The organism is Stenotrophomonas sp. YJH_SMC_46 (genome assembly GCF_059370315.1).
In genome coordinates this window covers 287512-313744 of sequence record NZ_JCAFTO010000003.1, presented here as the reverse complement: position 1 = coordinate 313744, position 26233 = coordinate 287512, and the positions used below count along the sequence as shown (strand labels likewise).

22 protein-coding genes and 1 pseudogene are annotated in these 26233 nt (G+C 66.6%); 13 read left to right on the top strand and 10 right to left on the bottom strand.

The window, feature by feature from the left end:
- Window positions 1-2: 2 nt before the first annotated feature.
- Window positions 3-1025, top strand: coding sequence for a magnesium and cobalt transport protein CorA (locus AC5P8C_RS10825; RefSeq protein WP_134734922.1), 1023 nt, complete (start codon window positions 3-5; stop codon window positions 1023-1025).
- Window positions 1026-1192: 167 nt separating this feature from the next.
- On the opposite strand, the gene AC5P8C_RS10820 is transcribed toward AC5P8C_RS10825, so the two are convergent.
- The 4 genes from AC5P8C_RS10820 to AC5P8C_RS10805 all read right to left on the bottom strand — a co-directional run bounded on the left by AC5P8C_RS10820 (window position 1193) and on the right by AC5P8C_RS10805 (window position 5545).
- Window positions 1193-2557, bottom strand: coding sequence for an NAD-dependent succinate-semialdehyde dehydrogenase (locus AC5P8C_RS10820; RefSeq protein WP_495218742.1), 1365 nt, complete (start codon window positions 2555-2557; stop codon window positions 1193-1195).
- Window positions 2558-2640: 83 nt separating this feature from the next.
- Complete coding sequence (locus tag AC5P8C_RS10815) at window positions 2641-3483, bottom strand: ABC transporter permease subunit (RefSeq protein WP_019659047.1); 843 nt, start codon at window positions 3481-3483, stop codon at window positions 2641-2643.
- Window positions 3480-4412, bottom strand: coding sequence for an ABC transporter permease subunit (locus AC5P8C_RS10810; RefSeq protein ID WP_019659048.1), 933 nt, complete (start codon window positions 4410-4412; stop codon window positions 3480-3482). Before AC5P8C_RS10810 ends, AC5P8C_RS10815 begins: the two co-directional genes overlap by 4 nt.
- Window positions 4409-5545 carry an ABC transporter ATP-binding protein gene (locus AC5P8C_RS10805; RefSeq protein WP_010486163.1) on the bottom strand — a complete coding sequence of 379 codons (1137 nt, stop codon included), beginning with the start codon at window positions 5543-5545 and terminating at the stop codon, window positions 4409-4411. Before AC5P8C_RS10805 ends, AC5P8C_RS10810 begins: the two co-directional genes overlap by 4 nt.
- Window positions 5546-5853: 308 nt before the next feature.
- Here AC5P8C_RS10805 and AC5P8C_RS10800 point away from each other — a divergent pair, with 308 nt between their 5' ends.
- Window positions 5854-7218, top strand: a complete 1365-nt coding sequence (locus AC5P8C_RS10800) for a flavin-containing monooxygenase (protein WP_495218741.1) — start codon at window positions 5854-5856, stop codon at window positions 7216-7218.
- 38 nt (window positions 7219-7256) lie between these two features.
- On the opposite strand, the gene AC5P8C_RS10795 is transcribed toward AC5P8C_RS10800, so the two are convergent.
- The 3 genes from AC5P8C_RS10795 to AC5P8C_RS10785 all read right to left on the bottom strand — a co-directional run bounded on the left by AC5P8C_RS10795 (window position 7257) and on the right by AC5P8C_RS10785 (window position 10613).
- Window positions 7257-8366, bottom strand: a complete 1110-nt coding sequence (locus tag AC5P8C_RS10795) for a polyamine ABC transporter substrate-binding protein (RefSeq protein WP_019659050.1) — start codon at window positions 8364-8366, stop codon at window positions 7257-7259.
- Between the two features lie 91 nt (window positions 8367-8457).
- On the bottom strand, window positions 8458-9855 hold the full coding sequence (locus AC5P8C_RS10790) for a glutamine synthetase family protein (protein WP_019659051.1): 1398 nt from the start codon (window positions 9853-9855) through the stop codon (window positions 8458-8460).
- The gene (locus AC5P8C_RS10785) at window positions 9852-10613 is read right to left on the bottom strand and encodes a gamma-glutamyl-gamma-aminobutyrate hydrolase family protein (protein WP_019659052.1); all 762 of its coding nucleotides are present in this window, start codon (window positions 10611-10613) and stop codon (window positions 9852-9854) included. Before AC5P8C_RS10785 ends, AC5P8C_RS10790 begins: the two co-directional genes overlap by 4 nt.
- Before the next feature lie 161 nt (window positions 10614-10774).
- Between AC5P8C_RS10785 and AC5P8C_RS10780 the strand changes: the two genes are divergently transcribed.
- Together AC5P8C_RS10780 and AC5P8C_RS10775 are read left to right on the top strand one after the other, a co-directional pair.
- Window positions 10775-12052, top strand: a complete 1278-nt coding sequence (locus AC5P8C_RS10780) for an NAD(P)/FAD-dependent oxidoreductase (protein WP_019659053.1) — start codon at window positions 10775-10777, stop codon at window positions 12050-12052.
- Window positions 12053-12265: 213 nt separating this feature from the next.
- On the top strand, window positions 12266-13876 hold the full coding sequence (locus tag AC5P8C_RS10775; RefSeq protein ID WP_080112490.1) for an MASE1 domain-containing protein: 1611 nt from the start codon (window positions 12266-12268) through the stop codon (window positions 13874-13876).
- Window positions 13877-13987: 111 nt separating this feature from the next.
- Here the strand turns inward: AC5P8C_RS10775 and AC5P8C_RS10770 are convergent, their stop codons facing one another.
- Window positions 13988-14374: a hypothetical protein gene (locus tag AC5P8C_RS10770; protein ID WP_227199817.1), complete on the bottom strand. Its 387-nt coding sequence runs from the start codon at window positions 14372-14374 to the stop codon at window positions 13988-13990.
- Window positions 14375-14575: 201 nt separating this feature from the next.
- On the opposite strand from AC5P8C_RS10770, the gene AC5P8C_RS10765 reads away from it, so the two are divergent.
- Both AC5P8C_RS10765 and AC5P8C_RS10760 read left to right on the top strand, forming a co-directional pair.
- Window positions 14576-15919, top strand: coding sequence for a diguanylate cyclase (locus tag AC5P8C_RS10765; protein ID WP_012510568.1), 1344 nt, complete (start codon window positions 14576-14578; stop codon window positions 15917-15919).
- An 85-nt stretch (window positions 15920-16004) separates the two neighbouring features.
- Window positions 16005-16466 carry a bacteriohemerythrin gene (locus tag AC5P8C_RS10760; RefSeq protein WP_004151683.1) on the top strand — a complete coding sequence of 154 codons (462 nt, stop codon included), beginning with the start codon at window positions 16005-16007 and terminating at the stop codon, window positions 16464-16466.
- Here the strand turns inward: AC5P8C_RS10760 and AC5P8C_RS10755 are convergent.
- Window positions 16447-17748, bottom strand: coding sequence for an MFS transporter (locus tag AC5P8C_RS10755; protein ID WP_233653034.1), 1302 nt, complete (start codon window positions 17746-17748; stop codon window positions 16447-16449). The two genes, AC5P8C_RS10760 and AC5P8C_RS10755, sit on opposite strands and share 20 nt — an antisense overlap.
- Before the next feature lie 147 nt (window positions 17749-17895).
- Between AC5P8C_RS10755 and AC5P8C_RS10750 the strand changes: the two genes are divergently transcribed.
- Complete coding sequence (locus AC5P8C_RS10750) at window positions 17896-18537, top strand: hypothetical protein (RefSeq protein WP_058979502.1); 642 nt, start codon at window positions 17896-17898, stop codon at window positions 18535-18537.
- 170 nt (window positions 18538-18707) lie between these two features.
- On the opposite strand, the pseudogene AC5P8C_RS10745 reads toward AC5P8C_RS10750, so the two are convergent.
- Window positions 18708-19914: pseudogene (locus AC5P8C_RS10745) on the bottom strand (aldehyde dehydrogenase family protein).
- 103 nt (window positions 19915-20017) lie between these two features.
- Here AC5P8C_RS10745 and aptA point away from each other — a divergent pair.
- The 6 genes from aptA (at window position 20018) to AC5P8C_RS10715 (ending at window position 26232) form a co-directional block, all read left to right on the top strand.
- Complete coding sequence (gene aptA / locus AC5P8C_RS10740) at window positions 20018-21370, top strand: omega-aminotransferase AptA (RefSeq protein ID WP_495218740.1); 1353 nt, start codon at window positions 20018-20020, stop codon at window positions 21368-21370.
- Between the two features lie 63 nt (window positions 21371-21433).
- A complete protein-coding gene (locus tag AC5P8C_RS10735) occupies window positions 21434-22312 on the top strand; it encodes a ParB N-terminal domain-containing protein (protein WP_495218739.1) in 879 nt (292 codons plus the stop codon).
- A gap of 124 nt (window positions 22313-22436) precedes the next feature.
- On the top strand, window positions 22437-23723 hold the full coding sequence (locus AC5P8C_RS10730) for a DUF445 domain-containing protein (protein WP_495218738.1): 1287 nt from the start codon (window positions 22437-22439) through the stop codon (window positions 23721-23723).
- 243 nt (window positions 23724-23966) lie between these two features.
- The gene (locus AC5P8C_RS10725) at window positions 23967-24281 is read left to right on the top strand and encodes a DUF3649 domain-containing protein (protein WP_495218737.1); all 315 of its coding nucleotides are present in this window, start codon (window positions 23967-23969) and stop codon (window positions 24279-24281) included.
- Window positions 24278-25906, top strand: a complete 1629-nt coding sequence (locus AC5P8C_RS10720; protein ID WP_019659065.1) for a PepSY-associated TM helix domain-containing protein — start codon at window positions 24278-24280, stop codon at window positions 25904-25906. The genes AC5P8C_RS10725 and AC5P8C_RS10720 overlap by 4 nt, the downstream gene beginning before the upstream one ends.
- The gene (locus AC5P8C_RS10715) at window positions 25903-26232 is read left to right on the top strand and encodes a DUF3325 domain-containing protein (RefSeq protein ID WP_019659066.1); all 330 of its coding nucleotides are present in this window, start codon (window positions 25903-25905) and stop codon (window positions 26230-26232) included. Before AC5P8C_RS10720 ends, AC5P8C_RS10715 begins: the two co-directional genes overlap by 4 nt.
- Window position 26233 lies beyond the last annotated feature (1 nt).

The window sequence follows — 26233 nt, the reverse complement described above, 5'->3', positions numbered from 1 at the left end:
CGATGGCGGGCATGTCATTGCCCGCCTCCGCTTCCGCCCCGGCTTCGGCCAACCCTACCTGCGTCATCAACTGCGTCCACTACGATGACGAGGGCAAACGCCACGACATCAGCCTGGACGCCATCAGCGATGTCATCGCCAGTGGCAATGGCTTCGTGTGGGTCGGCCTGTACGATCCCAACGACGATGTGCTGCTGAAACTGCAGGAAGAATTCTGCCTGCACGACCTGGCCATCGAAGACGCGCGCAACGCACACCAGCGGCCCAAGGTCGAGGCCTACGGCAATTCGCTGTTCGTGGTGGTGACCACCGCGCAGATGGTCGACGAGCGCATCCAGTATGGCGAAACCCATGCCTTCCTCGGCCCGCGCTTCCTGGTGACGGTGCGCCACGGCGCCTCGCTGTCCTACGCGCCAGTGCGCGCACGCGTCGAGCGCGAGCCGCAGCTGCTGAAAATGGGCCCGTCGTACTGCCTGTATGCGGTGACCGACTTCGTGGTCGACAACTATCTGCCGATCGTGCACCGCTTCCGCGATACCCTGGACCTGCTGGAGAAGGACATCTTCGCCGAGAATTACAAGCGCAGCACCGTGGTGCGCCTGTACGAGCTCAAGCGCGAACTGAACAAGATGCGCATGGCAGTGGCGCCACTGCAGGACGTGCTTGCGCAGCTGCGCCGCTACCAGGGCGAACTGATCCCGGACGAAGTGAAGCTGTACGTGCGTGACGTGCATGACCATGCGGTGCGCATCAGCGATGTGATCGACACCCTGCGTGAGATGCTGGGCACCGCGCTGAGCGTGAACCTTTCGCTGGTGACACTGGCGCAGGGCGAGACGGTCAAGCGGCTGGGTGCGTGGGCCGCACTCTTGGCGGCGCCGACGCTGATCACCAGCTGGTACGGCATGAACTTCAGCCACATGCCGGAGCTGAGCCAACCGTGGGCCTACCCACTGATGATCGTTGGCGTGGGCGGCGTCTGCGTAGGGCTGTACCGGCTGTTCAAGCGCGCGAAGTGGTTGTAGCGCGTATCGACCAACGGTCGATACCCACCATGCACGGGGGGCGTCGATACCCCGCAATCCGGTAGGCCCCGACCGTTGGTGGTGGCACATGACCCGCTTCTGGTAGTGCCGGCCGCTGGCCGGCAATCAGGGCAATGCGGGCCAGCGACCGGCACTACCGCTCGGGATCAAGCCACGTAGACGGTCTTGATGTTCATGAACTCATGGATGCCATGGTCAGCCAGCTCCCGACCAAAGCCTGACTGCTTGCTGCCGCCGAACGGCAGCCGCGCGTCGCTCCTGACGATGGCGTTGACGAACGCCGCACCGCATTCCATGCGCTGCGCGAAGCGCTCGCCGCGTACCGGATCGCCGGTCCACACGCTGCCGCCCAAGCCGAAGCGGGTGTCGTTGGCCACGCGCAGTGCCTCGGCCTCATCCTTGACCCGGATCACCGCGGCCACCGGCCCGAACAGCTCCTCGTCATACGCCGGCATGCCCGGGCCGACCTGGTCGAGCACCGTGGCCGGATAGCCGGCATGGGTGCCGGCTATCGGCTCACCACCGATCAGCACCTGCGCGCCCTTGGCCACGCTGGCCTGCACCTGCTTGTGCAGTTCGTCACGCAGGTCGGCGCGAGCCATCGGTGCCAGCGTGGTGCCAGGCTTGTCGGGATCGCCGTACTGGCGCTCGCCCGCCGCCTCCACAAAGCGACGGGTGAACTCATCGGCCACCGCCTCGACCACGATGAAGCGCTTGGCCGCGATGCAGGTCTGGCCGCTGTTGTCGAAGCGCGACTTCACCGCTGCGGCCACGGTCTTGTCGAGGTCGGCATCGTCGAGCACCACGAAGGCATCGCTGCCACCCAGCTCCATCACCGACTTCTTCAGCTGGCTGCCGGCATTGGAGGCGATCGAGCGCCCTGCCCGCTCGCTGCCGGTCAGCGTCACCGCCTTCACCCGTGCGTCGCGCAGCACGTCGGCGGCCTGGTCGTTGTCGATGTGCAGCACGTCGAACACGCCATCAGGGAGGCCGCCGTCACGGCACACCGCCAGGATCAGGTCGGCGCACTGCGGCACGTTGCTGGCGTGCTTGAGCAGGGCGACGTTGCCAGCCATGAACGCCGGGGCGAGGAAACGGAACACCTGCCAGATCGGGAAATTCCACGGCATCACCGCGAACACGCAGCCGATCGGCTCGTAGCGCACGTAGCTGCGCTGGGCTTCGGTATCGATCAGCTGCGGCTTGAGATAGTCGGCGGCGTGGTCGGCGTAGTACTCGCAGGCCGCCGCGCACTTGTCGACCTCGGCCAGCGCCTCGGCCTTGAGCTTGCCCATCTCGTGGGTCATCGCCTGCTGCAGGTCGTCGCGGCGCGTGCGCAGCTGCGCCGCGATCTGGCGCAGGATCGCGCCGCGTTCCTGCAGTGAACGCTCGGCCCAGCCGGGGAAGGCATCGGCGGCGGCCTGCAGGCGCTGCTCGATGTCGGCAGCGCCCATCAGTTCATGGCGGTAGGTCACCTGGCCGGTGGCCGGGTCGATGATCTCGACGGTCATGGGGGATCTCCATCTGGAAGACCCCCATTGTGCGTCGCTGTCCGTGAGCCGGGTGTTGCCGGCGCTGTCGACGGACCGTGTGCTCAGCCGTTGTCCTGCCGCGCCAGCTGCAGGTCGCGCTGGCGCCGTTTCTCGGCGCGGGCATTGATGTACCAGCCGATCACCGCAGCGATCGACACCGCCGACACCAGCAGCGTGGCCAATGCGTTGATCTTCGGGCTGATGCCCATGCGCACCGAGGCGAACACCTTCATCGGCAGCGTGGTCGAGCCCGGCGTGGCCACGAAGCTGGCCACGACCACGTCATCCAGCGACAGGGTGAAGGCCAGCAGCCAACCCGCCACCAGCGCCGGCGCGATGATCGGCAGGGTGATGCGGGTGAACACGGTCAACCGGCTGGCGCCCAGGTCCATCGCCGCTTCTTCCAGCGACAGGTCCATTTCCTGCAGGCGCGAGGACACCACCACGGTGACGAAGCAGAGGGTGAAGGTCACGTGCGCGATCCAGATGGTGGCCAGGCCACGCGCCGGGAAGCCGGGAATCGCGCCCATCGATGCCAGCAGCGCCATCAGCGAGAAGCCCAGGATCACGTCCGGCATCACCAGCGGCGCGGTGACCAGCGCCCCAAACAGTGGCTTGCCGCGGAAGCGCTTGAAACGGGTCATCACCATCGCCGCCAGCGTACCCAGCACAGTAGCGGTACACGCAGTCCAGAACGCCACCACCAGGCTGGTCCACATCGCCTCCATCAGCGCGCGGTCGGCGAACAGGTCGCTGTAGGCGCGGGTGGAGAACCCGGCCCAGACCATCGCCAGCCGCGAGCTGTTGAACGAATAGAACATCAACAGCAGGATCGGCAGGTACAGGAAAGCGAAGCCGAGCAGCAGCACGCCCAGCGCCAGGCCTTTGCCGGTGCGCGGACTCATGCCTGCTTCCCTTCCAGCAGGCGCTGCTGGGAACGGTTGAAAAGCAGGATCGGCACCAGCAGCAACAGGATCATCGCCACCGCCATCGCCGAGGCGCCTGGCCAATTGCGGTTGTTGAAGAACTCGTTCCACAGCTGGCGGCCGACCATCAGTGTCTCCGAACCACCGAGCATTTCCGGGATCACGAATTCACCCACCGCCGGGATCATCACCAGCATGCAGCCGGCGATGATGCCCGCCTTCGACAACGGCAGGGTGATGCGCAGGAACGCCTGCCACGGCTTGGCACCGAGGTCGTAGGCCGCTTCCAGCAGGCGGTGGTCATGCTTGACCAGATTGGCGTACAGCGGCAGCACCATGAACGGCAGATAGCAGTAGACGATGCCGATGTAGGCGGCGGTCGGGGTGTCGATCAGCTGCAGTTTCGGCAGGCCCATCGACGTCATCAGCGTCTGCAGGCCGGTGAACTGCAGGAACTGGTCGAGCAGGCCGTTGCGGTCCAGGATCGCCTTCCACGCGTACACGCGGATCAGGAACGAGGTCCACGACGGCAGCACCACCAGCATCATCGCCACGTTGCGTGCGGCCGGTGACAGGCGGGCGATGGCATAGGCCATCGGGTAGCCGATCAGCAGGGTCAGGAAGGTGGAGATCGCCGCGATCTTGATCGAGCTCAGGAAGGCCTGCGCATAGATCGAATCGCGGAACAGCGCCAGGTAGTTTTCCAGGTTCAGCTTCAGCGAGAAGCCGCCATCCACGTACTGCAGCAGCCAGGTGTACGGCGGCGAGCCGACCCGGCTGAGCGAGAAGCTGATCATCAGCACGATCAGGAACGGCACTGCGAAGAACAGCAGCAGCCACAGGTACGGAATGCCGATCACCGTGGCACGCAGCCCCGGCAGCCAGCGCTTCAGGCCGGCCGTGCTCATGAGGTCAGCACCACGCCGTCGTTGTCGCGCCAGTGCACCCACACACTGTCGCCCCAGGTCAGGCCATCGCTGGCCCAGCGCTGCGAGTTGGCGAAGTTGGCCAGCACTTTGGCACCGCTGGGCAGGCGCACGTGGTAGACCGAATGGCTGCCGAAGTAGGCGATGTCCTCGATCACGCCCTGGGCCTTGTTGGTGTGCCCTTCCGGCTCGTCCTTGCCGATCATCACCTTTTCCGGGCGCAGCGCGAACGCCACCGGCTGCCCTTCGTAGCCGGTGATGCCATGGGCGATGTAGATCGGCGCCGGGAACAGCGGCGAGCGCACGGTGACGTACTCGGGCAGGTCCTCGTCGATCACCCCGTCAAACAGGTTGACCGAACCGATGAACTCGGCGACGAAGCGGTTGGCCGGCTGTTCGTAGACCTCGTCCGGCTTGCCGACCTGCTGGATCCAGCCGGCATCCATCACCGCGATGCGGGTGGCCATGGTCATCGCTTCTTCCTGGTCGTGGGTGACCATCACGCAGGTCACCCCCGAAGATTCGATGATGCTGACCAGTTCCAGCTGCATCTGCGAGCGCAGCTTCTTGTCCAGCGCGCCCATCGGCTCGTCCAGCAGCAGCAGCTTCGGCCCCTTGGCCAGCGACCGCGCCAGCGCCACGCGCTGCTGCTGGCCGCCGGAGAGCTGGTGCGGCTTGCGCTTGCCCAAGTGGCCCATCTGCACCAGGTCGAGCATCTCGCCGACGCGCTTGCTGATCGCGTCCTTGCCCAGGCCATCCTGTTTCAGGCCGAAGGCGATGTTCTGCTCGACCGTCATGTGCGGGAACAGGGCGTAGGACTGGAACATCATGTTGACCGGCCGCTGGTACGGCGGCAGCGCGTCCAGGCGCTGGCCATCGAGGGTGATGCTGCCCTTGGTGGGCGTCTCGAAGCCGCCGAGGCAGCGCAGCAGGGTCGATTTGCCACTGCCGGAGCCACCGAGCAGGGCGAAGATCTCGCCCTTGCGCACGTCCAGGTTGACGTCGTCGACGGCGACGAAACCGTCGAATTCCTTGCGCAAATCACGAATGGAGAGATAGCCGGGCGCACCGGTCGTGTCGACGACGGCGGCTACCGGCTGGGCTTCAACGGGCATGGGGGCTCCGGGAGCGGGCGGTGGACAGCGGCCGCCATTCTACCGGCCGGGGGCCGCAGGGGATATGACGGCAGCAGGTGGAACCGGCCGGTGGGCGGCCTCGGGGCCTCGAGGGGTGTCGGTTTTCCCCCGCCATGCTGGCCTGTCCGCCGGAAGGCCCGGGCTCTCTTCGACGCCCGGGCGGCCGTCCCGACCTGACACCACGGGCGGCAGCCCGATCTGCAACATTTTTCAGAGCGTGATCCATTGAAAGCCCGGGACATTCCCCGCGCAATGCCCCGGATCTAGGCCTTGCATGGACCGACCCTGTGATTTCCCCGGACAGCCCCTCCCCTTTCCCGCCCCGCCTGCCGGGCTGCCTGCCTGCACCGCTGCCGCTGGTCATCATCGGCGCCGGCCAGGCCGGGTTGTCGCTCAGCGCGCTCCTGCAGGAGGCCGGCGTCGAGCATCGCGTGCTGGAGGCCGAAACCGTGGGTGCCAGCTGGCGGCGGCGCTGGGATTCGTTCCAGACCAACACCGCCAACGCGACCATGGCCCTTCATGGCCATGCCTATGCCGGGGATGACCCGGAAGGGTTCATGGGGGCCCCGGAAGTGATCCGACGGCTGCGCGACTATGCCGACGAGCGCGCATTGCCGATCAGCGAGGGGTGCGTGGTCCATCGGGTCGGGCCCGAGTCCGGTGGTTATGACATCGACAGCAGCCGGGGGCTGATCCATGCCCAGGCGGTGGTGGTCGCCACCGGTGAATACCGCCGGGCGCGGTTGCCCCGGGCCCCCTTCGCGCCCGCACCAGGCCTCACCGTGCTGCACTCCAGCGACTACCGAAGTCCCGGCCAGCTACCCGAGGGCGCGGTGCTGGTCATCGGCGGCGGCCAGTCCGGCGCGCAGATCGCCCAGGACCTGCGCGACGGTGGTCGCAGCGTGTACTGGTCACTGGCCCAGCGGCATTCGCACACCCGCCGGCTGCGCGGCAAGGACTCGATGACCTGGTGGGACATGGCCGGGCGCATCCACCAGCACGTGAGCGAATCGGCGGGAGTACTGGCGGGTGGGCCGGACGCGCTGCGCAAGGCCCGCACTGCGGAGTTCCCGCTGATATCCGGCAAGGGAAGCGCCGGCCTGGGCAGTTCGATCAGCCTGTTGGCGATGCACCGCGCAGGCATCAGGTTGCTGGGCCGGTTGCAGGAATTCAGCGGAAACACCGCCCGCTTCGCCGATGTCCGCCCGCAGCTGCATACCGCGATCGAGGCGACGCGGGCCGAATATGCCTATCTCGATTCGCTGGCCAGCGCGTACTACGCCACGCGGCCCGAACCGCGCACCGACGATGCCCGCTACATTCCCGAAGAGGTCTACCTGCACTGGGAGCCGGAACCGTCCCCATGCAAGCTGGACCTGAAGGCTGCGGGGATCCGCGCGGTGGTACTGGCCACCGGCTTCGTCGCCGAATGGCCCTGGCTCGACGTGCAGGGCGTGCTGGATGCACACGGCTATCCGCTTGGCGACTTCGGTGTTTCCCCGCAGCCGGGGCTGTTCTTCATCGGCATGCACAACCTGCAGCGGATGAGTTCGTCGTTCCTGTGCAACGGCGGCCGCGACGCACGCGACCTGCTGCCGGCCATCCTGCAGCACCTTGGCCGAAGCGGGAGTACCGGCTTCGGCGCAGGTTAAGGGAGCCGCCGGGCAAGGCCCGACGGCGCCAGACCGGCTCAGCGGCCGGTCTTCACCTCGGTCCACAGCCGGGTGTAGAGCTTGTCGGTCTCCGGCGTGTTGATCGAGTAGGTGAACATCTTCTCGGCAACATCCGCCGGCGGATAGATGGTCGGGTCGGTGCGGATCGCCTCGTCCACCAGCGGCGTTGCGGTCGGGATCGGGTTGGCGTAGTGGATGAAGTTGGTGTTGGCCGCAGCGACCTTCGGTTCCAGCAGGTAGTTGATGAACCTGTAAGCCGCTTCCGGGTGCTTGGCGTCCTTCGGGATCGCCAGCATGTCGAACCACTGCGGCGCACCTTCCTTCGGGATCGAATAAGCCACGTGCACGCCATTGCTGGCTTCCTCGGCGCGGTCGCGGGCCTGGATGATGTCACCGGACCAGCCGACCACCAGGCAGGTACCGCCGTTGGCCAGCGAACCCACGTACTGCGAGGAGTGGAAATTCTGAACGTACGGGCGGATCGACTTCAGCAGGTCGGCCGCCTTCTGCAGTTCGGCCGGGTCGCCGCTGTGCGGGTCCAGGCCCAGGTAATGCAGCGCGATCGGGATCATGTCGGCCGGCGTGTCCAGGATGGTCACGCCGCAGTCCTTCATCTTGCTGATGTTCTCCGGCTTGAACACCAGGTCCCAGCTGTTGGCGATGTCGGTGCTGCCACCGAAGCGCTGCTTCAGCATGTCCACGTTGTAGCCGATGCCGGTGGTGCCGATCATGTACGGCACGCCGTACTGGTTGCCCGGATCCTGGGTGGCGATGCGCTTCATCACCGCCGGATCGAGGTTGGCCAGGTTCGGGATCTTGCTCTTGTCCAGCGGCAGGAACACGCCGGCCTGGATCTGGCGGCCGAAGAAGTTCAGCGTCGGCACCACCACGTCGTAGCCGCTGTTGCCGGCCAGCAGCTTGGTCTCGACCATCTCATCGCTGTCGAACACATCGTAGGTCACCTTGATCCCGCTCTCCTTCTCGAAGGTCGGAATGGTGTCCTCGGCGATGTAATCGCTGTAGTTGTAGACGTTCAGGACCTGGCTGTCCTGCGCGCCGCCGTTGCCACCGCCACAGGCGGCAAGCATGGCGGAGGCCAGGCCGAGCGTGAGGATACGCAGCTTCATCGGGTGCTCCAGAATGCGGGAAGGGGGGCCGGTGGTGCCGGCGACGGGTGCCAGCCTACCCCCCGGCGGCGGATTTTTCTATTCCAGATGCTCAGACGTTCAGCAGCAGGAACTCGCGCTCCCACGAGCTGATGACGCGGAAAAAGGTCTCGTATTCCTTGCGCTTGACCGAGATGTAGGCGCGGCAGAAACGCTCGCCCAGCAGGGCCTGGAGCTCGCTGCACTGCTCCAGCCCGTCCAGCGCCTCGCCCAGCGAGCGCGGCAGGTTGTAGCCCAGTTCCTTGGCGCTGCCGGTCACCGGCGCATCCGGTGCCAACCGCTCGCGGATGCCCAGCAGGCCGCAGGCCAGGGTGGCCGCCATTGCCAGGTACGGGTTGGCGTCGGAGCCGGCGAAACGGCTCTCCACGCGCATGTTTTCCGGCGTATCCAGCGGCACGCGCAGCCCGCAGGTACGGTTGTCGAAGCCCCAGTGCACGTTGCTCGGCGAGACCTCGCCGAACACCAGGCGGCGGTAGGAGTTCACGTTCGGCGCGAAGAACGCCATCGCCTGCGGCGCGTACTTCTGCAGGCCACCCAGGTAATGGCCGAACACTGGGCTGAACTCGCCCTCGGCATCGGAATCACCGGCAAAAACGTTGCTGCCGTCACTCATCCGCACCAGGCTCTGGTGGATGTGCATGGCACTGCCCGGCTCGTTTTCCATCGGCTTGGCCAGGAAGGTGGCGTACACCCCGTGGCGCATCGCCGCCTCGCGCATGGTGCGCTTGAACAGGAATACCTGGTCGGCCAGGTCCATCGCATCGGCATGGGTGAAGTTGACCTCCAGCTGCGCCGCACCGGATTCGTGGATCAGCGTGTCCACGTCCAGCTTCATCGCATCGGCGTAGTCGTACATCAGGTCGAGGATCGGGTCGAACTCGTTGACCGCGTCGATCGAGTACGACTGCCGCGCGGTCTCCGGGCGCCCGGAGCGGCCGGCCGGTGGCAGCAGCGGGAAGTCCGGGTCGGTGTTCTTCTGCACCAGGAAGAACTCAAGCTCCGGCGCCACCACCGGGCGCAGGCCCAGCTCGGCGTAGGCTGCCAGCACGCGGCGCAGCACGTTGCGCGGCGCCAGTTCGTGCGGCTCACCGCTCTTGGTGTAGCAATCGTGGATGACCTGCGCGGTGGCGTCGGCCGCCCACGGCACCATACGCACCGTGTCCGGATCGGGGCGCAGCATCATGTCCGAGTCGGACGGCGAGGTCAGCTCGTAGTAATCGTCAGGGAACTCGCCGGTGACGGTGGTGGCGAAGATGCCCTCAGGCAGGCGCGTGCCGTAGTCGTGCGAGAACTTGTCGGCGGGAATGATCTTGCCGCGCGCGTTGCCGGTGATGTCCGGCACCAGGCACTCCACCTCGGTGATGCGCCGCTCCTTCAGCCAGCGCAGCAGCGTGCTTTCCTGCGGTGCGGGGGGCGTGGCCGTCTTGCGCGGGCGCGTTCGGGAACTCATCGGGAATCCAGTCGGTTCTGTTGGTGCTGCCGGCAAGCCTGGCCGAACGCACGGAAAATAGCGTGATAGAACGGCGCCTGCATGACACGCCACTCCGGGTGCCACTGTACGCCGAGCACGAAACGATGGTGCAGGCTGCGTGCCGCTTCGACCAGCCCATCGTCGGCCACGGCCTCGACCTGCAGGCCCTGCGCGAGGCGGGCAATGCCCTGCCCGTGCACCGAATTGACCTGCGCCCGGTCGCTGCCGTGCCACTGCGCCAGCCAGCCATCGGCAACCAGGGTAACCGCGTGGGCCGGTCCGTACTGCACCTCCACCGGCGCCTGCGGGTCTTCGCGATGGTCAGCCAGGCCAGGCACCGCGTGTACCTGCGGATGCAGGCTGCCACCCAGCGCGACGTTCAGTTCCTGGAAGCCGCGGCAGATCGCCAGTACCGGAAGATCCTGCGCCAAAGCCTCACGAAGCAACGCGAACGCATTGGCATCACGGGCCGGGTCATGCAGATTGCCCGGCCAGCTGCGACCGCCCTCGTAGTGCTGCGGTTCGATGTTGCTGACCGCGCCGGTCAACAGCAGGCCATCAAGCCCCTGCAGCCAGTCGCCAACCGGCAAAGGAGGCTGCAGGCTCGGCAGCACCACCGGGGTCACTTCGGCGGCCTCGGCCAGCGCGCGCACGTACTTCTCGCCGGCCGCCGCGAAGCGGTGATGGCCGAGCACGGTACTGTCGGTGGGCAGGCCCACCCAGGGCAGGCGGCGCATGGAAAAACTCCTTGACGTGCCGACACGTTACCCGTCGCCCGGCGAAGGCGGCAAGTCGTCGCCGTCACACCATGGCTGTCACGCATCGGCGAAACTACGCGGGTGAATGCTGATCGTCCTCCCCCGCTCCCCCCTCCCGCACTGCGCCCGCGAGGCCTGCGGTGAGCGCCGCCTTCCCGCCCAGCTGGTACGCCGCCAGCCTGCCCGAACCGCCCGCACTGCCCTCGTTGCGGGGGGATGTGCAGGCCGATGTCGCGGTGCTGGGCGCCGGCTATACCGGCCTGACCGCAGCCCTGGAACTGGCTACGCGCGGCCAGCGCGTGGTGGTGCTGGACGCGCAGCGGATCGGCTGGGGCGCGTCCGGTCGCAACGGTGGCCAGGCGCTGGTCGGCTATGGCTGCGAGGTGGACGAGCTGGAGCGTCAGCTCGGTCGTGATGATGCGCGCCACCTGTTCGACTGGTCACGCGACGCGGTGCAGGCAATGCGCACACGCATCGATCGCCACGGCATCGACTGCCATTGGGTGGAAGGCCACGCCAGCGTCGCCATCCGCGAACGCCATGAGCGCGACCTGCGGGCTAACTGCGAGCATCTGCAACGCCACTACGACTACCCCATGCAGTGGTGGGACCGTGATGCCCTGCGCGCACAGCTGGACAGCCCGCGCTACCGCGCCGCGATGTTCGATCCGCTCAGCGCGCATCTGCAGCCCCTGGCCTATGCCCGCGGACTGGCCGATGCGGCGCGTGCGGCCGGCGCGGTGATCCATGAGAACTCCGCAGTGACCCGCGTGCAGCGCGGACCGCAGCCCACCCTGCATACCGCGCAGGGAAGCGTGCGCGCCGCGCATCTGGTGGTGGCCGGCAACGCCTGGCTGCAGGGCCTGCTGCCCGAGCTGGAACGGCGGATCATGCCGGTCGGCACCTATATCGGCGCCAGCGCGCCGCTGGGTGCCGAGCGCGCCCATGCCCTGATCGGCAACAACATGGCCGTGGCCGACACCGCCTGGGCACTGGACTACTTCCGTCTCAGCCACGACCACCGCCTGCTGTTTGGTGGCCGTGCCAGCTATTCAGCACTGCCCCCGCCCGGCCTGCGCAGGGTGATGCAGCGGCGCATGCACCAGGTATTCCCGCAGCTGGCCGACGTGGCACTGGAGCAGGTCTGGGGCGGTTATGTGGACATTACCCGCAACCGCGCCCCACATTGGGGTCGACTGGACGGCAATCTGTACTTCGCGCAGGGGTTCTCCGGCCATGGGGTGGCCGCCGCCGGGCTGGCCGGCGAGGTGATCGCCGCCGCCATTGCAGGCCAGAGTGAGCGCCTGGACGTGTTCCAGCGCCTGCGGCATGCCCCCTTCCCTGGCGGCCGGCTGCTGCGCACGCCGCTGCTGGTGGCGGCGATGTCGTGGTACAAGCTGCGGGATGCGTTGTGGTGAAACAGTGAGCTGACACGGAGAGATTCCGAAGAACTGGCAATTCCCGGACCTCCACAGCATGTGAAGAGCACTCATCCAGAAGGGCGTGACGGAATTCTCATTTGATCGGCAGATCGCATCGGCAATTGCATTATCTATTTCATGCCGATACCGTCCCTCAGAACCGGGTCCCGCGGCGAATGGATGCTGACAGGGAACGTACTAGAGGGAGATGTGCGATTGAACTGGTGGAATGAAGGCCTGCAGTTGAAGTTGCGTATCCGCCCGGCGGGGCTGGTCCTTGCGCTGTTGTACGCCATCGCATGCTGGGCGTCTCGCCAGTTGTCGCTCGACCAGTTCTACCTGCCCGCCGGCGTCCGCGTGGCTGCGGTGCTGTTGTTCCCGCCTCGATGGTGGCCGTACCTGCTGCTGGGCGAATACGCCTACTTTGCGCAGATGCGCGTGCCAATGATCGAGAAGTATGGACTGGCCTGGATAGTGCTTGGTTCGGCACTGCTGATGCCTGCAGTGATGCTGATCGTGCATCTGCACCGGAAAATGATGGTGACCACGAAGAATGCATGGCTGATTTCAGTCGCGGCGGCTTCGGCACTGGTGGTCACGGCGCTCAATCTGATGTTGGCACACCTTCTGTGGCCGACACCTCCGGAGATGCCGGTACTTGCGAGCATCGCGCGCCTGGTCGTTGGCGACTTCATCGGCATACTGACCCTTGCACCGCTTGCGTTGCTGTGGACACGCCGGACCGGCAACGCCCGTTGGACATCAGGTTTCGCCCCGCCTGCACTCGCTGCCCTGACGCTGATGGCCATAATTGGCCTGTATGCCGCACAGCTGCCCTTGGACGAAGCCAACGCCAAGACATCGATGCAGCTGCTGATGGCGCTGCCGGTCGTCGTGCTCACCTGTCTGTATGGCTGGCGAGGTGCGGCGATCGGAGTACCGTCGCTCAACCTGATCATTGGCCTGACCACCCCAAGCCCCTACACGGGTGCGTTCGATCCAGCTGCGTTCGCGACCCAGCAGATCATGGCGGTCACCGGCGCTGCACTGCTGGTGTTAGGGTCGCGCATCACCCACTACTACCACCGTTCGCGATTGGGCGAAGTGGGTGAAAGAGATGCGCTCAAGCACGCGCGCAATTCACTGGTGGCAAGCGAGCTTGATCTCCGTGAGCGCGCGCGACACCTGAGGAAGCTGGGGGACGGCATCGACACCTCGCTCAGCGAGGTGGTGAATTGGCTCAATGCGCATGGCCATCCCACGATAGCGAACAGTCTCCTGCATATGGCTTCGGTCCATTCGCGACAGTTCCGCGAACAAACCAGCATGGTCTATCCCGCAGCACTGGAACATCTTGGGCTCTACGTCGCCCTCCAGGCCGGCGGCGTACGCGAAACCTGGGACCTGAGCCATCGCGTGATGCGCCCTCGATTGCTCGGCGATCCCTGTCAGCTCAGTGTCGGCCTGCAGCTGGCCGCCTATCGCGCCCTCACCGATGCCGTTTCGCTGTTGATCAACAGGGAATCCGGTCAGATCAGCATCCGCGTGCGTTGCGGCAGGAGAGGAGGACGCCGCGGCATCCTGATGACGGTCGCACTGCTGGATTCATACCGCAGCCTGTCACCGTCAACCGTCACCGCCACGGTCGAGCGCTTGGCTGGCCGCACGATTGCCTATGGCGGAACAGTGCAGTGCCATCGGAATCGGATACGGATGGCGATGGTGGAGACGGGTGACTCCGCCGCCATCGGCATTGCATCGTTCAACGCTATGGATCACGTGACCACCTCCGGGCAGGGAAACTCGCAGACCCAGATCTGATGGCCGGTGTCCGCCAAAGGGCCGGCCCTACAATAATCGCCCTCTGCCGCGTTCATCGCGGCAAGCGCAGCGGCGCAGGATATCCCGACACCGCTGCGCACTTCTACGTCTTTACGGTGTTTCAACCGACCAGATGACCTCGCCGCCACTACGATAACGCACCAGCGAAAAATCGCTGCCGCTGTAGATCTGCGAGCGGCTGGCGCCTGCCGGTATCTGGATCTTCTGCTGGGGCAGCGAAACCTTGGTCGCATTGTTGCCTGCCGGCAGCACCCAGTAGGTCCCCCCTGCGTTGCCGATAATCAGCTGCACGTTTCCGAGGAGGTCGTTCACCTGCAAATAGGTAATGCCATCACGCTGGAATCCATACAGCTGCCAGCTGGGGTCCTGGCTGAGATTGACCGCAGCCGGACTGGCCTGCCCCAACCCAGCCGTAGCCAATGGCTTTCCATGAAAATCCGAGGGACCGCCCGCGATTGCCGGGGCAGCGGCAATCATCAGAAATCCAGTAGCCGCACCAAAACATAAAAATCGCACAGTGACCTCCAGGTCGAAGTTGAAATCGAGAACCTCCAGCTGATACTAACCGCTTCCCATCTGAGCAATGGGCCAAACGACGAGCACGGACGTTTTCGTCCTAAAGTTACACCCGAAACCGCCGCTATCCGTGCCGAGCCCTCCTTCGTGAGCCACCGCATCATGCCCGTGCTGCCGCAGGCCGCCGTCGATGGCGACCTGGCCGATCCGTTGCCACAGCGGATCCTGCTGGTCGAAAACTCCCGTGCCTTCACCGGTATGCTGCGCGAGGCGATCGAGCAGCGCCTGGAACTGCCGGTGGTGATCGCCTCCACCCTGGCCGAAGCCGATCGCCTGCTGAGCGAAGGCGGTGGCTGGTTCCTGGTGCTGACCGGGCTGGTGCTGGCCGATGGCGACCGCGATGCGGTGGTCGAGTTCTTCCTCAAGCGCGACCTGCCAACGGTGGTGGTCAGCGGCGTGTACGACGAGGACCTGCGGAAGCGCGTGCTGCAGCAGCAGATCATCGATTACGTGCTGAAGAACACCCCCGGCAGCATCGATTACCTGGTGTGGCTGGTGCAGCGGCTGGAACGCAACCGCCGCATCGCCGCGCTGGTGGTGGACGATTCGCCGTCTGCGCGTGGCTACGCTGCGGCCCTGCTGCGCATGTACGGCCATGAGGTGCATGAAGCCGCCGACGGCAACGAGGGCCTGGCTGCCATCGAGGCGCATCCGGCAATCCGCCTGGCGGTGGTCGACCAGGAAATGCCCGGCATGCAGGGCGTGGAGTTCACCCGCCGCCTGCGTACCCTGCGCTCGCGCGACAAGGTGGCGGTGATCGGCATCTCCGGCAATACCGATGCCTCGCTGATCCCACGCTTCCTGAAGAACGGCGCCAACGATTTCCTGCGAAAGCCCTTTTCGCGCGAGGAATTCTTCTGCCGTGTCTCGCAGAACGTGGACCAGCTGGAACTGATCGGCACCCTGCAGGATCTGGCCACCCGCGACTTCCTGACCGGCCTGCCCAACCGCCGCTGCTTCCTGGAGCAGAGCCAGCGCCAGCTGCCGCAGCTGCAGCTGCATGGCCAGTGCGTGGCGGTGGCGATGATCGACATCGACCACTTCAAGCACATCAATGACACCCATGGCCATGAAGCCGGCGACGATGCACTGCGTGCGGTGGCCGGCGCGGTGGCCGCACATGCGCGCAGCCAGGACCTGATCGCACGTTTCGGTGGCGAGGAGTTCTGCCTGCTGGTGCCGGACATGGAACAGGACGAGGCGCTGCTGTACTTCGAGGAACTGCGCCAGCGCATCGCCGCGCTGGAAGTGGACATCGGCACCGCCACCCTGCGCATGACCGTGAGCATCGGCCTGTGCTGCCTGCGCCCGCAGCGTGATGCACTGCACCGGTTGATCTCCGAGGCCGACCGCCAGCTGTACCTGGCCAAGGCCGGTGGCCGCAACCGGGTCAGCTGCACCACGGTGGCCAGCCCGCTGCGCCCACGCGAGCCTGCCCTGCCCTGACCGGCCCGCTTTGATCCAGATCAACGCCGCACCCGCGCGGCAGTTCTACAGTCGGCCCCGACATACGCATGAAGGGGAGCCGGGGATGGCACTACTGGTCTGGCAGGACGATCTGAACATCGGCATCGATGTGATCGACCAACAACACCGCCGCATCATCGAGATGCTCAACCACCTGCACGTGGCCCAGGCCAGCATGCAGCGTGCAGCGGTGGGTGAAGTGATCGATGAGGTGGTGGACTACACCATGTCGCACTTCGCGTTCGAGGAAGAGCTGATGGAGGAAGCGGGCTATCCGTTCTGTGCCGCGCACAAGCGCGTGCATGAGGTCTTCATCAAGCGGGTATCGGAATACCGCATGCGCTTCCAGGCCGGCGAGGACATCAGTGACGAGCTGCGCACCATGCTCTCGCGCTGGCTGTTCAACCACATCCGCGGTGATGACCAGGCCTATGCCGAACAGGTCAAGGCGCACCTGAACCAGTTCGCCCGCGAACACCAGGGCGGCGGTTGGCTGGGGCGCACGCTCAAGCGCTTCTTTGGTTGAGCCGCAGCGCGCGCCGGTGCAGTGCCACCAGCGCGCAAAGGGTCGCCACCGCGGTCAGGCACAGGTAGTAGCCCACCGCGACCAGGCCGAAGCGTTCGGCCAGCCAGGTGGCCAGATACGGCGCTGGCGCCGCGCCGAGGATGCCGGCCAGGTTGAATGACAGCGACGCGCCGGTATAGCGCACCTCCACCGGGTAGATCTCGGCCAGGAAAGTGCCGCAGGGGCCGTAGGTCAGGCCCATCAGGAACAGGCCCAGGCACAGGAAGCCAGTGACCAGCCACGGGCTGTGCGGCTGGAACAGCGGTGCGAACAGCACACCGAAGCCGACGATCAGTACGCTGGCAACGATCATCGTGCGCCGCGTGCCCCAACGGTCGCCATAGCGCGCCGACAGCGGGATGCCCAGCGCGAAGAACAGCATGCCGGCCATCTGCATCAGCAGGAACTGCTCGCGGCTGTAGCCCAACACTGCAGTGCCATGGCCGAGACTGAACACCGTCATCAGGTAGAACAGCACGAAGGTGGCGAACGCGCCCAGGGTGCCCAGCAGCATCGGCACCGGATGGTCACGCAGCACCGTCCACATCGGCAGCCGCACCGGCGCCTTGCGCTCCAGTGCCTTCTTGAAATCGGGTGTCTCGTGGATGTTCAGGCGCACCCACAGGCCAAGGCCGACCAGCAGCGCGCTGGCCACGAACGGAATACGCCAGCCCCACTGCAGGAAGTCGTCCTGGCTCAGGCAGCGGCCGAGCACCAGGAAAATGCCGGCCGACAGCAGGAAGCCAAGCGGCGCACCCAGCTGCGGGAACATGCCATACCAGGCGCGCTTGCCCGGCGGTGCGTTCTCAGTGGCCAGCAGCACCGCCCCGCCCCACTCGCCACCCAGCCCAAGGCCCTGGCCGAAGCGGCACAGCGCCAGCAACGCGGGGGCCCACAGGCCAATCTGTGCATGGGTGGGCAACAGGCCGATCAGCACCGTGGACAGGCCCATGGTCAGCAGCGCGGCCACCAGCGTGGCCTTGCGGCCGATACGGTCACCGAAGTGGCCGAACACTGCCGAGCCCACCGGGCGCGCGATGAACGCGACCGCGAAGGTCGCCAGTGACTGCAGCAGCGCCGCCTGCTCGCTGCTGTCCGGGAAGAACAGGTGCGGGAACACCAGCACGGCGGCCGTGGCGTAGATGTAGAAATCGAAGAATTCGATGGTGGTGCCGATCAGGCTGGCCAGCAGGACACGACGGGGGGAATTCACGGACGGCGCGGCAGCGGTGATCGTCGACATCGGCAACACGGGTAACGGCGGATCGCCCGATTCTGCCACGGGCCGATGGCCGCACGGGGCGATGGTTTCAGCCGACACCGATGCCAACGGAATTTTTCGGGCCACCCGCTAGGCTGCGCCACCGGTCTCTGCATGGACGCTTTGCCGATGACTGCAGTCGCGCTGTCGTGGTCCGATTCGCCGAAGCTGCCGCGGATGGCGGCGTGGCTGGTGGTACTGCTCGTGCATGGCGGGCTTGCTCTGTGGCTGCTGGACAGCGGCCGGATCGAACTGCGCAGCGACGACGGCCCACGGATCTTGCTGCGTTGGCTGCCACCGGAACTGCCGACGCCGGTAGCCAAGCAGCCGACCTTGCCCTCCGCACAGATGACGCGTCCGGCCGCATCGGTGATGCCCCGCCCTGCCCCGGTTGCGCAGGCAGACAGCGCCCAGCCTGCCGCGGAAAACGCGGCTGCGGTGGCGCCACTGATCCTGAGTCTGCCTGCGGGCAGCATCGACGGTGGTGACGGCATCAGCGCTGCGGGTGTCGCTCCGCGTCTTATTGGTCGCCGCGAGATACACCCGGCATTCGCGGCGCGCCGCAACTACTTCCCGATCCGTCGGCAGATGACCCCCGAGCAGATCGTGCATGGCGTCGCGCAACTGCTGGGTTTGTGGCCACCGGGCTACATCGTCGACCCGTGCGAGCTGGGCAAGCAGGACATGGACTATTTCCAGAACGCCGTCGAAGAAGCCGACCGCGACATGCTGCGTGCGGCGGTGCTGCAGGTGAGCGCGCGTTGCCGGTAGTCGCATTACTGTGGCGTCGAGCTTGCTCGACGGCTTTTCGCATTTTGTAGAGCCGAGCCATGCTCGGCTGCATTTCGCGAAGAGCAGTCGAGCATGGCTCGACTCTACAAAGAGCAAACAGCAGCCGAGCGTGGGCTCGGCTCTACGAAAAGCGCTCGGCGGGCGCGTCGTTACAACTGGATCCAGGTGGCCTTGATCTCGCTGTACTTGTCGAACGCATGCAGCGATTTGTCCCGGCCGTTGCCGGACTGCTTGTAGCCACCGAACGGGGCGGTCATGTCACCACCGTCCCAGCCGTTCACCCAGACGCTGCCGGCGCGCAGCTGGCGTGCGACACGATGGGCGCGGCCCAGGTCACGCGTCCACAGGCCGGCGGCGAGGCCGTAGCGGCTGTCGTTGGCCAGGCGCACCGCTTCAGCCTCGTCGTCGAAGCCGAGTACGGCCAGCACCGGCCCGAATACTTCCTCGCGTGCCAACGCGTGGTCCGGACGCACCTGGTCGAACACCGTGGGCTGCACGTAGCAGCCGCCGGACTCCACCTCGGCCCGATGGCCCCCCATCAGCAGACGAGCGCCCTCGCCTTCGGCACGGGCGATATCGGCCAGCACCTTGTCCACTTGCGCGGCGTCGACCAGCGCACCCATCGGTGCATCGGCCTCCAGTGGATGGTGGGGCTGCATGTGCTGGCCATAGGCAATCACCTGGTGCACGAAGTCCTCACGGATCGAGCGCTGCACCAGCAGCCGCGAGCCGGCGGTGCAGACTTCGCCCTGGTTGAAGAAGATGCCCTGCGCCACGGCCTTGGCCGCTGCGTCCAGGTCCGGCGCGTCGGCGAACACCAGGTGGGGGCTCTTGCCACCGCATTCCAGCCAGACCCGCTTGAGGTTGGACCGTCCTGCATACTCCAGCAGCTTCGCACCGGTGGCGGTGGAACCGGTGAAGGCCAGCACGTCCACATCCATGTGCAGCGCCAAGGGCTCGCCCACGCGCGCACCATGGCCGGGCAGCACGTTCAGCACTCCGTCCGGCAGGCCCGCCTCGGCCGCCAGCGCCGCCAGCCGCAACGCCGACAGTGGCGAACGCTCGGACGGCTTGAGGACCACCGAATTGCCCATCGCCAGTGCCGGCGCGATCTTCCAGCAGGCCATCAGCAACGGGAAATTCCATGGCACGCCGCGCCGCCAGCACTGCGCGCTCCACGTCCTGTGCATCGCAGTCGGCGACCGCCGCGAGCACACGGCCATCGATGGGGCTGATGCAGTCGAAGCGGGCGCCGCTGGCGGCGTCGGTGTAGCGGCCATCGATGAAGGCCTGGCCGGGCATCGAAAGCTGCTGCGACAACGCCTGCCAGTGGCTGCGGTGGGGAAAGTCGGCCATGTCGGGCTCCACGGAACAGTTTCCCCGGTTATACCGGCGCGACCGCGACTTCACCGTGACGTGGCTGCGCTACATTTCCCCCATCGGACCCGACGGAGCTGGCATGAAGCGTCCCGGAAGCGACCTGCACGACCTTGCTACCCAGCGCCCGGAATCACTGGAGGCGTACTGGATGCCGTTCACCTCCAACCGCCAGTACAAGGCGGCGCCGCGTGTGCTGGTGCGTGCCGAGGGCATGCACTACGAGGATTTCGACGGCCGCCAGATCCTCGACGGTACCGCCGGCCTGTGGTGCTGCAACGCCGGCCACGCGCGGCCGCGCATCGTCGAGGCCATCGTCGATCAGGCACGCACGCTGGATTACTCGCCCGCCTTCCAGATGGGCTCGCCGCCGGCATTCGCGCTGGCGCAGCGGCTGGCCGCATTGGCACCAACGCCCCTGAACCATGTGTTCTTCACAAGCTCCGGCTCGGAGGCGGTGGATACCGCGATGAAGATCGTGCTGGCCTACCACCGCCAGCGCGGCGAGGGCCAGCGCACGCGCTTCATCAGCCGCGAGAAGGCCTACCACGGCGTCGGCTTCGGCGGCATGGCACTAGGCGGCTTGCCCAACAACCGCAGGGCGTTCGGCCTGCAGCTGGGCGGCGTGGACTACCTGCGCCACACCCTGGACCTGCAGCGCAATGCATTCAGCAGGGGCCTGCCGCGCCAGGGCGCTGAACTGGCCGACGACCTGGAGCGGCTGATCGCGCTGCATGACGCCTCGACCATCGCGGCGGTCTTCGTCGAGCCCATCGCTGGGTCCGCCGGGGTCATCCTGCCGGCGCCGGGCTACCTGCAGCGCCTGCGCGAGCTGTGCGATCACCACGGCATCCTGCTGGTGTTCGATGAGGTCATCACCGGCTTCGGCAGGGTCGGCATGCCCTTCGCCGCACAGCGCTTCGGGGTCACCCCCGACCTGCTGACCTTCGCCAAGGCGGTCAGCAACGGCGCGGTGCCGCTGGGCGGCGTGCTGGCCAGCGATGCGGTGCACGCTACGCTGATGCAGGCGCCACCGCAGGCCATCGAGCTGTTCCACGGCTATACCTACTCTGGTCACCCGCTGGCCTGTGCGGCCGCGCTGGCCACTCTGGAGGTCTACGCCGAGGAGCGCCTGTTCGAGCGGGCCATCGAACTGGGCGAATACTGGCAGGAACGGCTGCATGCGCTGCAGGGCCTGCCCAACGTGATCGACATCCGCAACTTCGGGCTGGTCGGGTCGGTCGAGTTGGCGCCACGCCGGGACATGCCCGGCAGCCGCGGCTACGAGGTGTTCCGGCGCTGCTTCCACGATGGCCGGCTGCTGGTGCGCTGCACCGGTGACATCATCGCGCTGTCACCGCCGCTGATCGTGGACAAGGCGCAGATCGACCAGATCACCGGCACGCTGGGCGAGATGATCCGGGCCACGGCCTGAGCCCGGGCCCGCGGCGGCGAGCGGGTACAATGGGCGGTTCCGCTCCTGCTCGTTGCCGTGCCCATGGATATCGTCGTCAAAGAAGAACTCAAGGCCTATATCGACCCGCTGACCGCGGACGAACATGACGCGCTGGAGCGCAGCATCCTGGCCGAGGGCTGCCGCGATGCACTGGTACTGTGGGGTGACGTGCTGGTCGATGGCCATAACCGCTTCGGCATCTGCCAGAAGCACGGGCTTCCATTCAACACCGTGCAGAACACCCGCTTCCAGAGCATGGAAGACGTGCACCTGTGGATGATCGAGCAGCACCTGGGCCGGCGCAGCGTGTCCGATTTCCAGCGCGGCGTGCTGGCGCTGCGCAAGCGCGACATCCTGGCTGCCCGCAAGCAGATCGAGCAGGCGCAGCTGCAGCGCGAGAGCGACGGCACCGCGGACATCACCGACGAAGGCGGCGAAGACAGCCCGCCGTGGGAGCCGGCCCCGAAGCTCAGCCGTGCTGAGCTGGCCCGCGAAGCCAAGCTGAGTACCAGCCAGGTCGGCATGATCGAGCGCATCCATGCCCAGGCTGCACCCGAAGTGGTGGAGGCGGTGAAGGCCGGCGTGATCTCGATCAGCGCCGCTGCGGCCGTGGCCGACCTGCCCGAAGAGGAGCAGCGCGCTGCCGCCGCCGGTGGCAAGGACGAGCTGAAGCAGGCCGCCAAGCGCGTGCGCGAGTCCAAGCGCAAGCCGCGCGCGCCGAAGCCGGAAGTAGCCGAGATGGATTTCGAGGAGGCGGATGAGGACGAGATCGCCAGCCGCGATGCCGAAGTGCTGTTGGCGCTGGAACAGCTGGGCGAGGATGCCCCGGCCCTGCGCCGCCGCGTGGTCGCGTTGACCCGCGAGAACGACACCCTGCGCGCGCAGCTGGCCGCGCTGCGCAAGCAGCTGGAAGCGCTTTAAAAAAACGCGAACCTCTCATGTAGAGCCGAGCCCATGCTCGGCTGCGGTTTGCCGCGCGCAAGGCAGCCGAGCATGGGCTCGGCTCTACAGGCAGGCATCACCGGGCTGCGGTTAGACTCGTGCAATGACGCCTGCCCACGATCCGCGCCGCGCCCAGCTGCGGCGCCTGAAAGCCCTCGCACTGGGCCTGCTGCTGTTGATGCTGGCCGGATTCGCGATCAGCCACTGGCAGGGCGAACGCGGCATCTGGGCCTGGGTTTCGGCCTTCTGCGAAGCCGCAGCCGTGGGCGCGCTGGCCGACTGGTTCGCCGTGGTCGCGCTGTTCCGGCGGCCGATGGGCCTGCCGATCCCGCACACCGCGATCATCCCGCGCAGCAAGGAGCGCATCGGCGACAGCCTGGCGCTGTTCGTGCGCGACCAGTTCCTGGAGCCGGGTGTGCTGCTGGCCAAGCTGCGGGTGTTCGATCCGGCCAGCCGCCTCGGCAGCTGGCTGGCCGACCCGGCGCGCTCGCGGATGCTGGCCGACATGGCCCGCGGCTGGGCCCTGCAGGCGCTGGATTTCTTCGACGAAACCGCCGTACGCCGCCAGCTGCACGCCTTTGTGGTGCAGCAGCTGCGGCAGTGGAATGCCGCCGCCACCGCCGGTGAGCTGCTGGCCCTGCTGACCGCCGATGGGCGCCACCAGCGCGTGCTGGACGAGGGCCTGCAGCGCCTGGGACGCTGGCTGGAGCAGCCGGAAGTGAAGGAGCGCGCCTCGCAGCTGATCGTGCGTTACATCCAGCGCGAATGGCCGACGCTGTCGAGCACGGTGAACTGGGTCAAGCCGATCGACGAGATCGGCGACAGCCTGGCCGAACGCCTGGCCCGCGCGGTGCTGGAAGAGCTGCAGCAGGTGCTGGCCGAGCCGCAGCATCCGCTGCGCCAGGACTACGAGACCTGGTTGCAGAACTACGTGCAGCGCCTGCGCGAGGATCCGGCGCTGGCCGAGCGCATCGAGCAGCTCAAGCAGGAAATGATCGACCACCCGGCCCTGCAGGACTACGTACAGGGCCTGTGGGCGCGCATCCATGCCAGCCTGCGCGCCGATCTGCAGCGTGAGGATTCGGCGCTGGTCGGCCACCTGCAGCGCAGCCTCGCGTCACTGGGCAGCAGCCTGCAGGCCGACCCGGCCCTGCGCGATGCGCTGAACCAGCATCTGCTGGAGGGGGCCCAGCGCCTGACCGGCCGTCTGCGCGAGGGCGTGACCACGCATATCGCACAGACCGTGAAGAGTTGGGACGAACGTCACCTGGTCGAGCAGCTGGAACTGAGCGTGGGTCGCGACCTGCAGTTCATCCGCTTCAACGGCACCCTGGTGGGTGGCCTGATCGGCCTGCTGCTGCATGCGGCAACCGTGGTGTTCAGGTTCTAGGCGCCAGCGCTCGCCGGCATCGTCATGCTTGATTCATGAAATGCGAATGCCTATCATTTACTGATCGGTTGTGCGCTTAGCCAGATGGCACGGAAACGTGCCCATCGCGCGTGTACATCCCCGGCTTCCGGGCTGACCGCCCGCGCGGGACGTGCCTCGTGTCGATGGGACACGCAGGGCAACATGCGCGGGGCGCAGGGGCCGCGGACGCATGCCATCCCTCCTCCAACCTGCAGGACCTCCGTGGACCGCTCGCCCGCAACCGCCAGCCCCCGCACCTTGTTCTCCAACCCGCGCTGGGGCGTGCTGTCACGCTCGTTGGCTGCGATCTTCGGTGGCTACGTGCTGGCCTCGATGACCAGTGTGTTCTGCGCGGTGGCGCTGCCCGGCGCGCGCGGCCAGACCGTGCTGACCGGCATGCTGCTGGCGATCCTGGTCGCCGCCTGCGCGGCGTTGTGGGCGTTCGCCACCCGCAGCGCGCTGCGTGCGTGGGTCGGCATTCTCGCTCCCGCCCTGCTGATGGCTGCCATCGCGCGCATGCTGGGGGCCTGGGCATGAAGAACGGATTCCGCCAGTCGATGGCCTGGCTGCACACCTGGACCGGCCTGCTGGTCGGCTGGTTGCTGCTGCTGATTTTCATGGCCGGCACGGCCAGCTACTACCGTGAAGAAATCAGCCGCTGGATGCGCCCGGAGCTGCCGTCCAGCAACGTCAGCATCGACGTCGCCGCGCAGCGCGCGGTGGACTACCTGCAGGCCAATGCGAGCCACGCCGAGAACTGGTTCGTCACCCTGCCGCAGCCGCGCAACCCGGCCATGCAGATGTTCTGGCGGCTGCCACCGGAACTGGCCGACCCCAGCCGTGGCCGCCGCGGTGGCTTCGGCGACGCCACGCTGGACCCGAACAGCGGCCAGGCACTGAAGGCGCGCGAGACCCGTGGAGGCGACTTCTTCTACCGCCTGCACTTCGACCTGCACTACATCCCGGTGTACTGGGCGCGCTACCTGGTCGGGTTCTGCGCGATGTTCATGCTGGTGGCGATCATCACCGGCGTGATCACCCACAAGAAGATCTTCAAGGACTTCTTCACCTTCCGCAAGGACAAGGGCCTGCGCTCCTGGCTCGACTTCCACAACGTCAGCGCGGTGATGGCGCTGCCGTACCACGCGATGATCACCTACACCGGCATCGTCACCCTGATGATCATGTACCTGCCGTGGGGAGTGAAGGTCGCCTACCCCCAGGACGAGGACAAATTCATCAGCGAGGCTTTCGGCGGCCTTCCGGAAGTGACCTCGCCCGCCGAGGGCCGCGCCACGCCGCTGCCGATCGCACAGTTGCTGGACAGCGCACGCGCGCATTGGCACGGCGTGGAGGTGGCCGGTTTCACCGTGTCCAATCCGGGGGCGGCCAATGCGGTGATCGACATCCGCCAGCGCGATGGCAAGCGCCTGTCCATCGACACCCCGGCCGTGCGTTACGACATGGTCAGCGGTGCTCTGCTTGAGGAAACGCCGCCATCGGGCGGTGCCACCGCCACCCGTGGTGTGCTGTACGGCCTGCACCTGGCGCGTTTTGCGGACTGGGGCCTGCGTGCACTGTTCTTCCTGTCCGGTCTGGTGGGCTGCCTGATGGTCGCCAGCGGCGTGGTGCTGTGGGCGGTGAAGGAACGACCGAAGCATGCCAAGAGTGGACGCACCGGCTTCGGCCTTCGCCTGGTCGATGCGCTCAACATCGGCACCGTGGCTGGCCTGCCGATCGCCTTCGCGGCGTACTTCTGGGGCAACCGCCTGCTGCCGCTGGACATCGCCGAGCGCGCGAGTGCGGAGGCCAACGTATTCTTCTACGCTTGGGCCGGCGCGCTGCTGGCCGCCTTCATCTGGCCGAAGCGAATGATGTGGGCGTGGCAGCTCTACCTGGGCGCGGCCGCGTTCGCACTGGTGCCGGTGGTCAATGCGTTGACCACGCATGCGCACCTGGGCAACACCCTGCGCAACGGCGACTGGGTACTGGCCGGCGTCGATCTTTCGATGATCGTCTTCGGCGCAATGCTGGCGATGTGCGGCTGGCGCATGCAGCGCTGGACGCCACCGCTGAGCGCGGCCGAGAAGAAGAAGCGTGCGGCGGCGGCTGCGGCGCCAGTGGCTGTGGTCGAAACCGCCGAAGCGGAGGCCAGTGCATGATGCTGCTGGCGTTGACCCTGTCGTTTTCCGCGTTCACCGCGCTGTCGCTGGCGATGGAAAGACACCAGTACGACCTGCACGGCAAGGCTGCGGCCAGCCCGGCACGGCGCACGCAGTGGCGGGTGCTGGGCTGGGCCCTGCTGACGGTGGCGTTCGCGTTGTGCGTGGCCGATCACGGCTGGGCGATGGGCCCGGTGCTGTGGCTGGGCGCAATGACCATGTGTGGCGTGGCACTCTCGTTCGGGCTGTATCCGTACCGGCCGAAGTGGATCGCACCGCTGGCGATCACGCTGCCGGCGCTGGGGCTGGTGGTGGCGTTGCTGTAAC

Coding starts and splice junctions, on each gene's coding strand:
- AC5P8C_RS10785 (WP_019659052.1), bottom strand. CDS start 10,613: ATGCGCCGCCTGCCCTGGGTGGGCCTGCCCACCGACAGTACCGTGCTC.
- AC5P8C_RS10720 (WP_019659065.1), top strand. CDS start 24,278: ATGAAGAACGGATTCCGCCAGTCGATGGCCTGGCTGCACACCTGGACC.
- AC5P8C_RS10755 (WP_233653034.1), bottom strand. CDS start 17,748: ATGTCGACGATCACCGCTGCCGCGCCGTCCGTGAATTCCCCCCGTCGT.
- AC5P8C_RS10825 (WP_134734922.1), top strand. CDS start 3: ATGGCGGGCATGTCATTGCCCGCCTCCGCTTCCGCCCCGGCTTCGGCC.
- AC5P8C_RS10810 (WP_019659048.1), bottom strand. CDS start 4,412: ATGAGCACGGCCGGCCTGAAGCGCTGGCTGCCGGGGCTGCGTGCCACG.
- AC5P8C_RS10820 (WP_495218742.1), bottom strand. CDS start 2,557: ATGACCGTCGAGATCATCGACCCGGCCACCGGCCAGGTGACCTACCGC.
- AC5P8C_RS10750 (WP_058979502.1), top strand. CDS start 17,896: ATGACTGCAGTCGCGCTGTCGTGGTCCGATTCGCCGAAGCTGCCGCGG.
- AC5P8C_RS10805 (WP_010486163.1), bottom strand. CDS start 5,545: ATGCCCGTTGAAGCCCAGCCGGTAGCCGCCGTCGTCGACACGACCGGT.
- AC5P8C_RS10770 (WP_227199817.1), bottom strand. CDS start 14,374: ATGATTGCCGCTGCCCCGGCAATCGCGGGCGGTCCCTCGGATTTTCAT.
- AC5P8C_RS10790 (WP_019659051.1), bottom strand. CDS start 9,855: ATGAGTTCCCGAACGCGCCCGCGCAAGACGGCCACGCCCCCCGCACCG.
- AC5P8C_RS10730 (WP_495218738.1), top strand. CDS start 22,437: ATGACGCCTGCCCACGATCCGCGCCGCGCCCAGCTGCGGCGCCTGAAA.
- AC5P8C_RS10765 (WP_012510568.1), top strand. CDS start 14,576: ATGCCCGTGCTGCCGCAGGCCGCCGTCGATGGCGACCTGGCCGATCCG.
- AC5P8C_RS10715 (WP_019659066.1), top strand. CDS start 25,903: ATGATGCTGCTGGCGTTGACCCTGTCGTTTTCCGCGTTCACCGCGCTG.
- AC5P8C_RS10760 (WP_004151683.1), top strand. CDS start 16,005: ATGGCACTACTGGTCTGGCAGGACGATCTGAACATCGGCATCGATGTG.
- aptA (WP_495218740.1), top strand. CDS start 20,018: ATGAAGCGTCCCGGAAGCGACCTGCACGACCTTGCTACCCAGCGCCCG.
- AC5P8C_RS10735 (WP_495218739.1), top strand. CDS start 21,434: ATGGATATCGTCGTCAAAGAAGAACTCAAGGCCTATATCGACCCGCTG.
- AC5P8C_RS10795 (WP_019659050.1), bottom strand. CDS start 8,366: ATGAAGCTGCGTATCCTCACGCTCGGCCTGGCCTCCGCCATGCTTGCC.
- AC5P8C_RS10815 (WP_019659047.1), bottom strand. CDS start 3,483: ATGAGTCCGCGCACCGGCAAAGGCCTGGCGCTGGGCGTGCTGCTGCTC.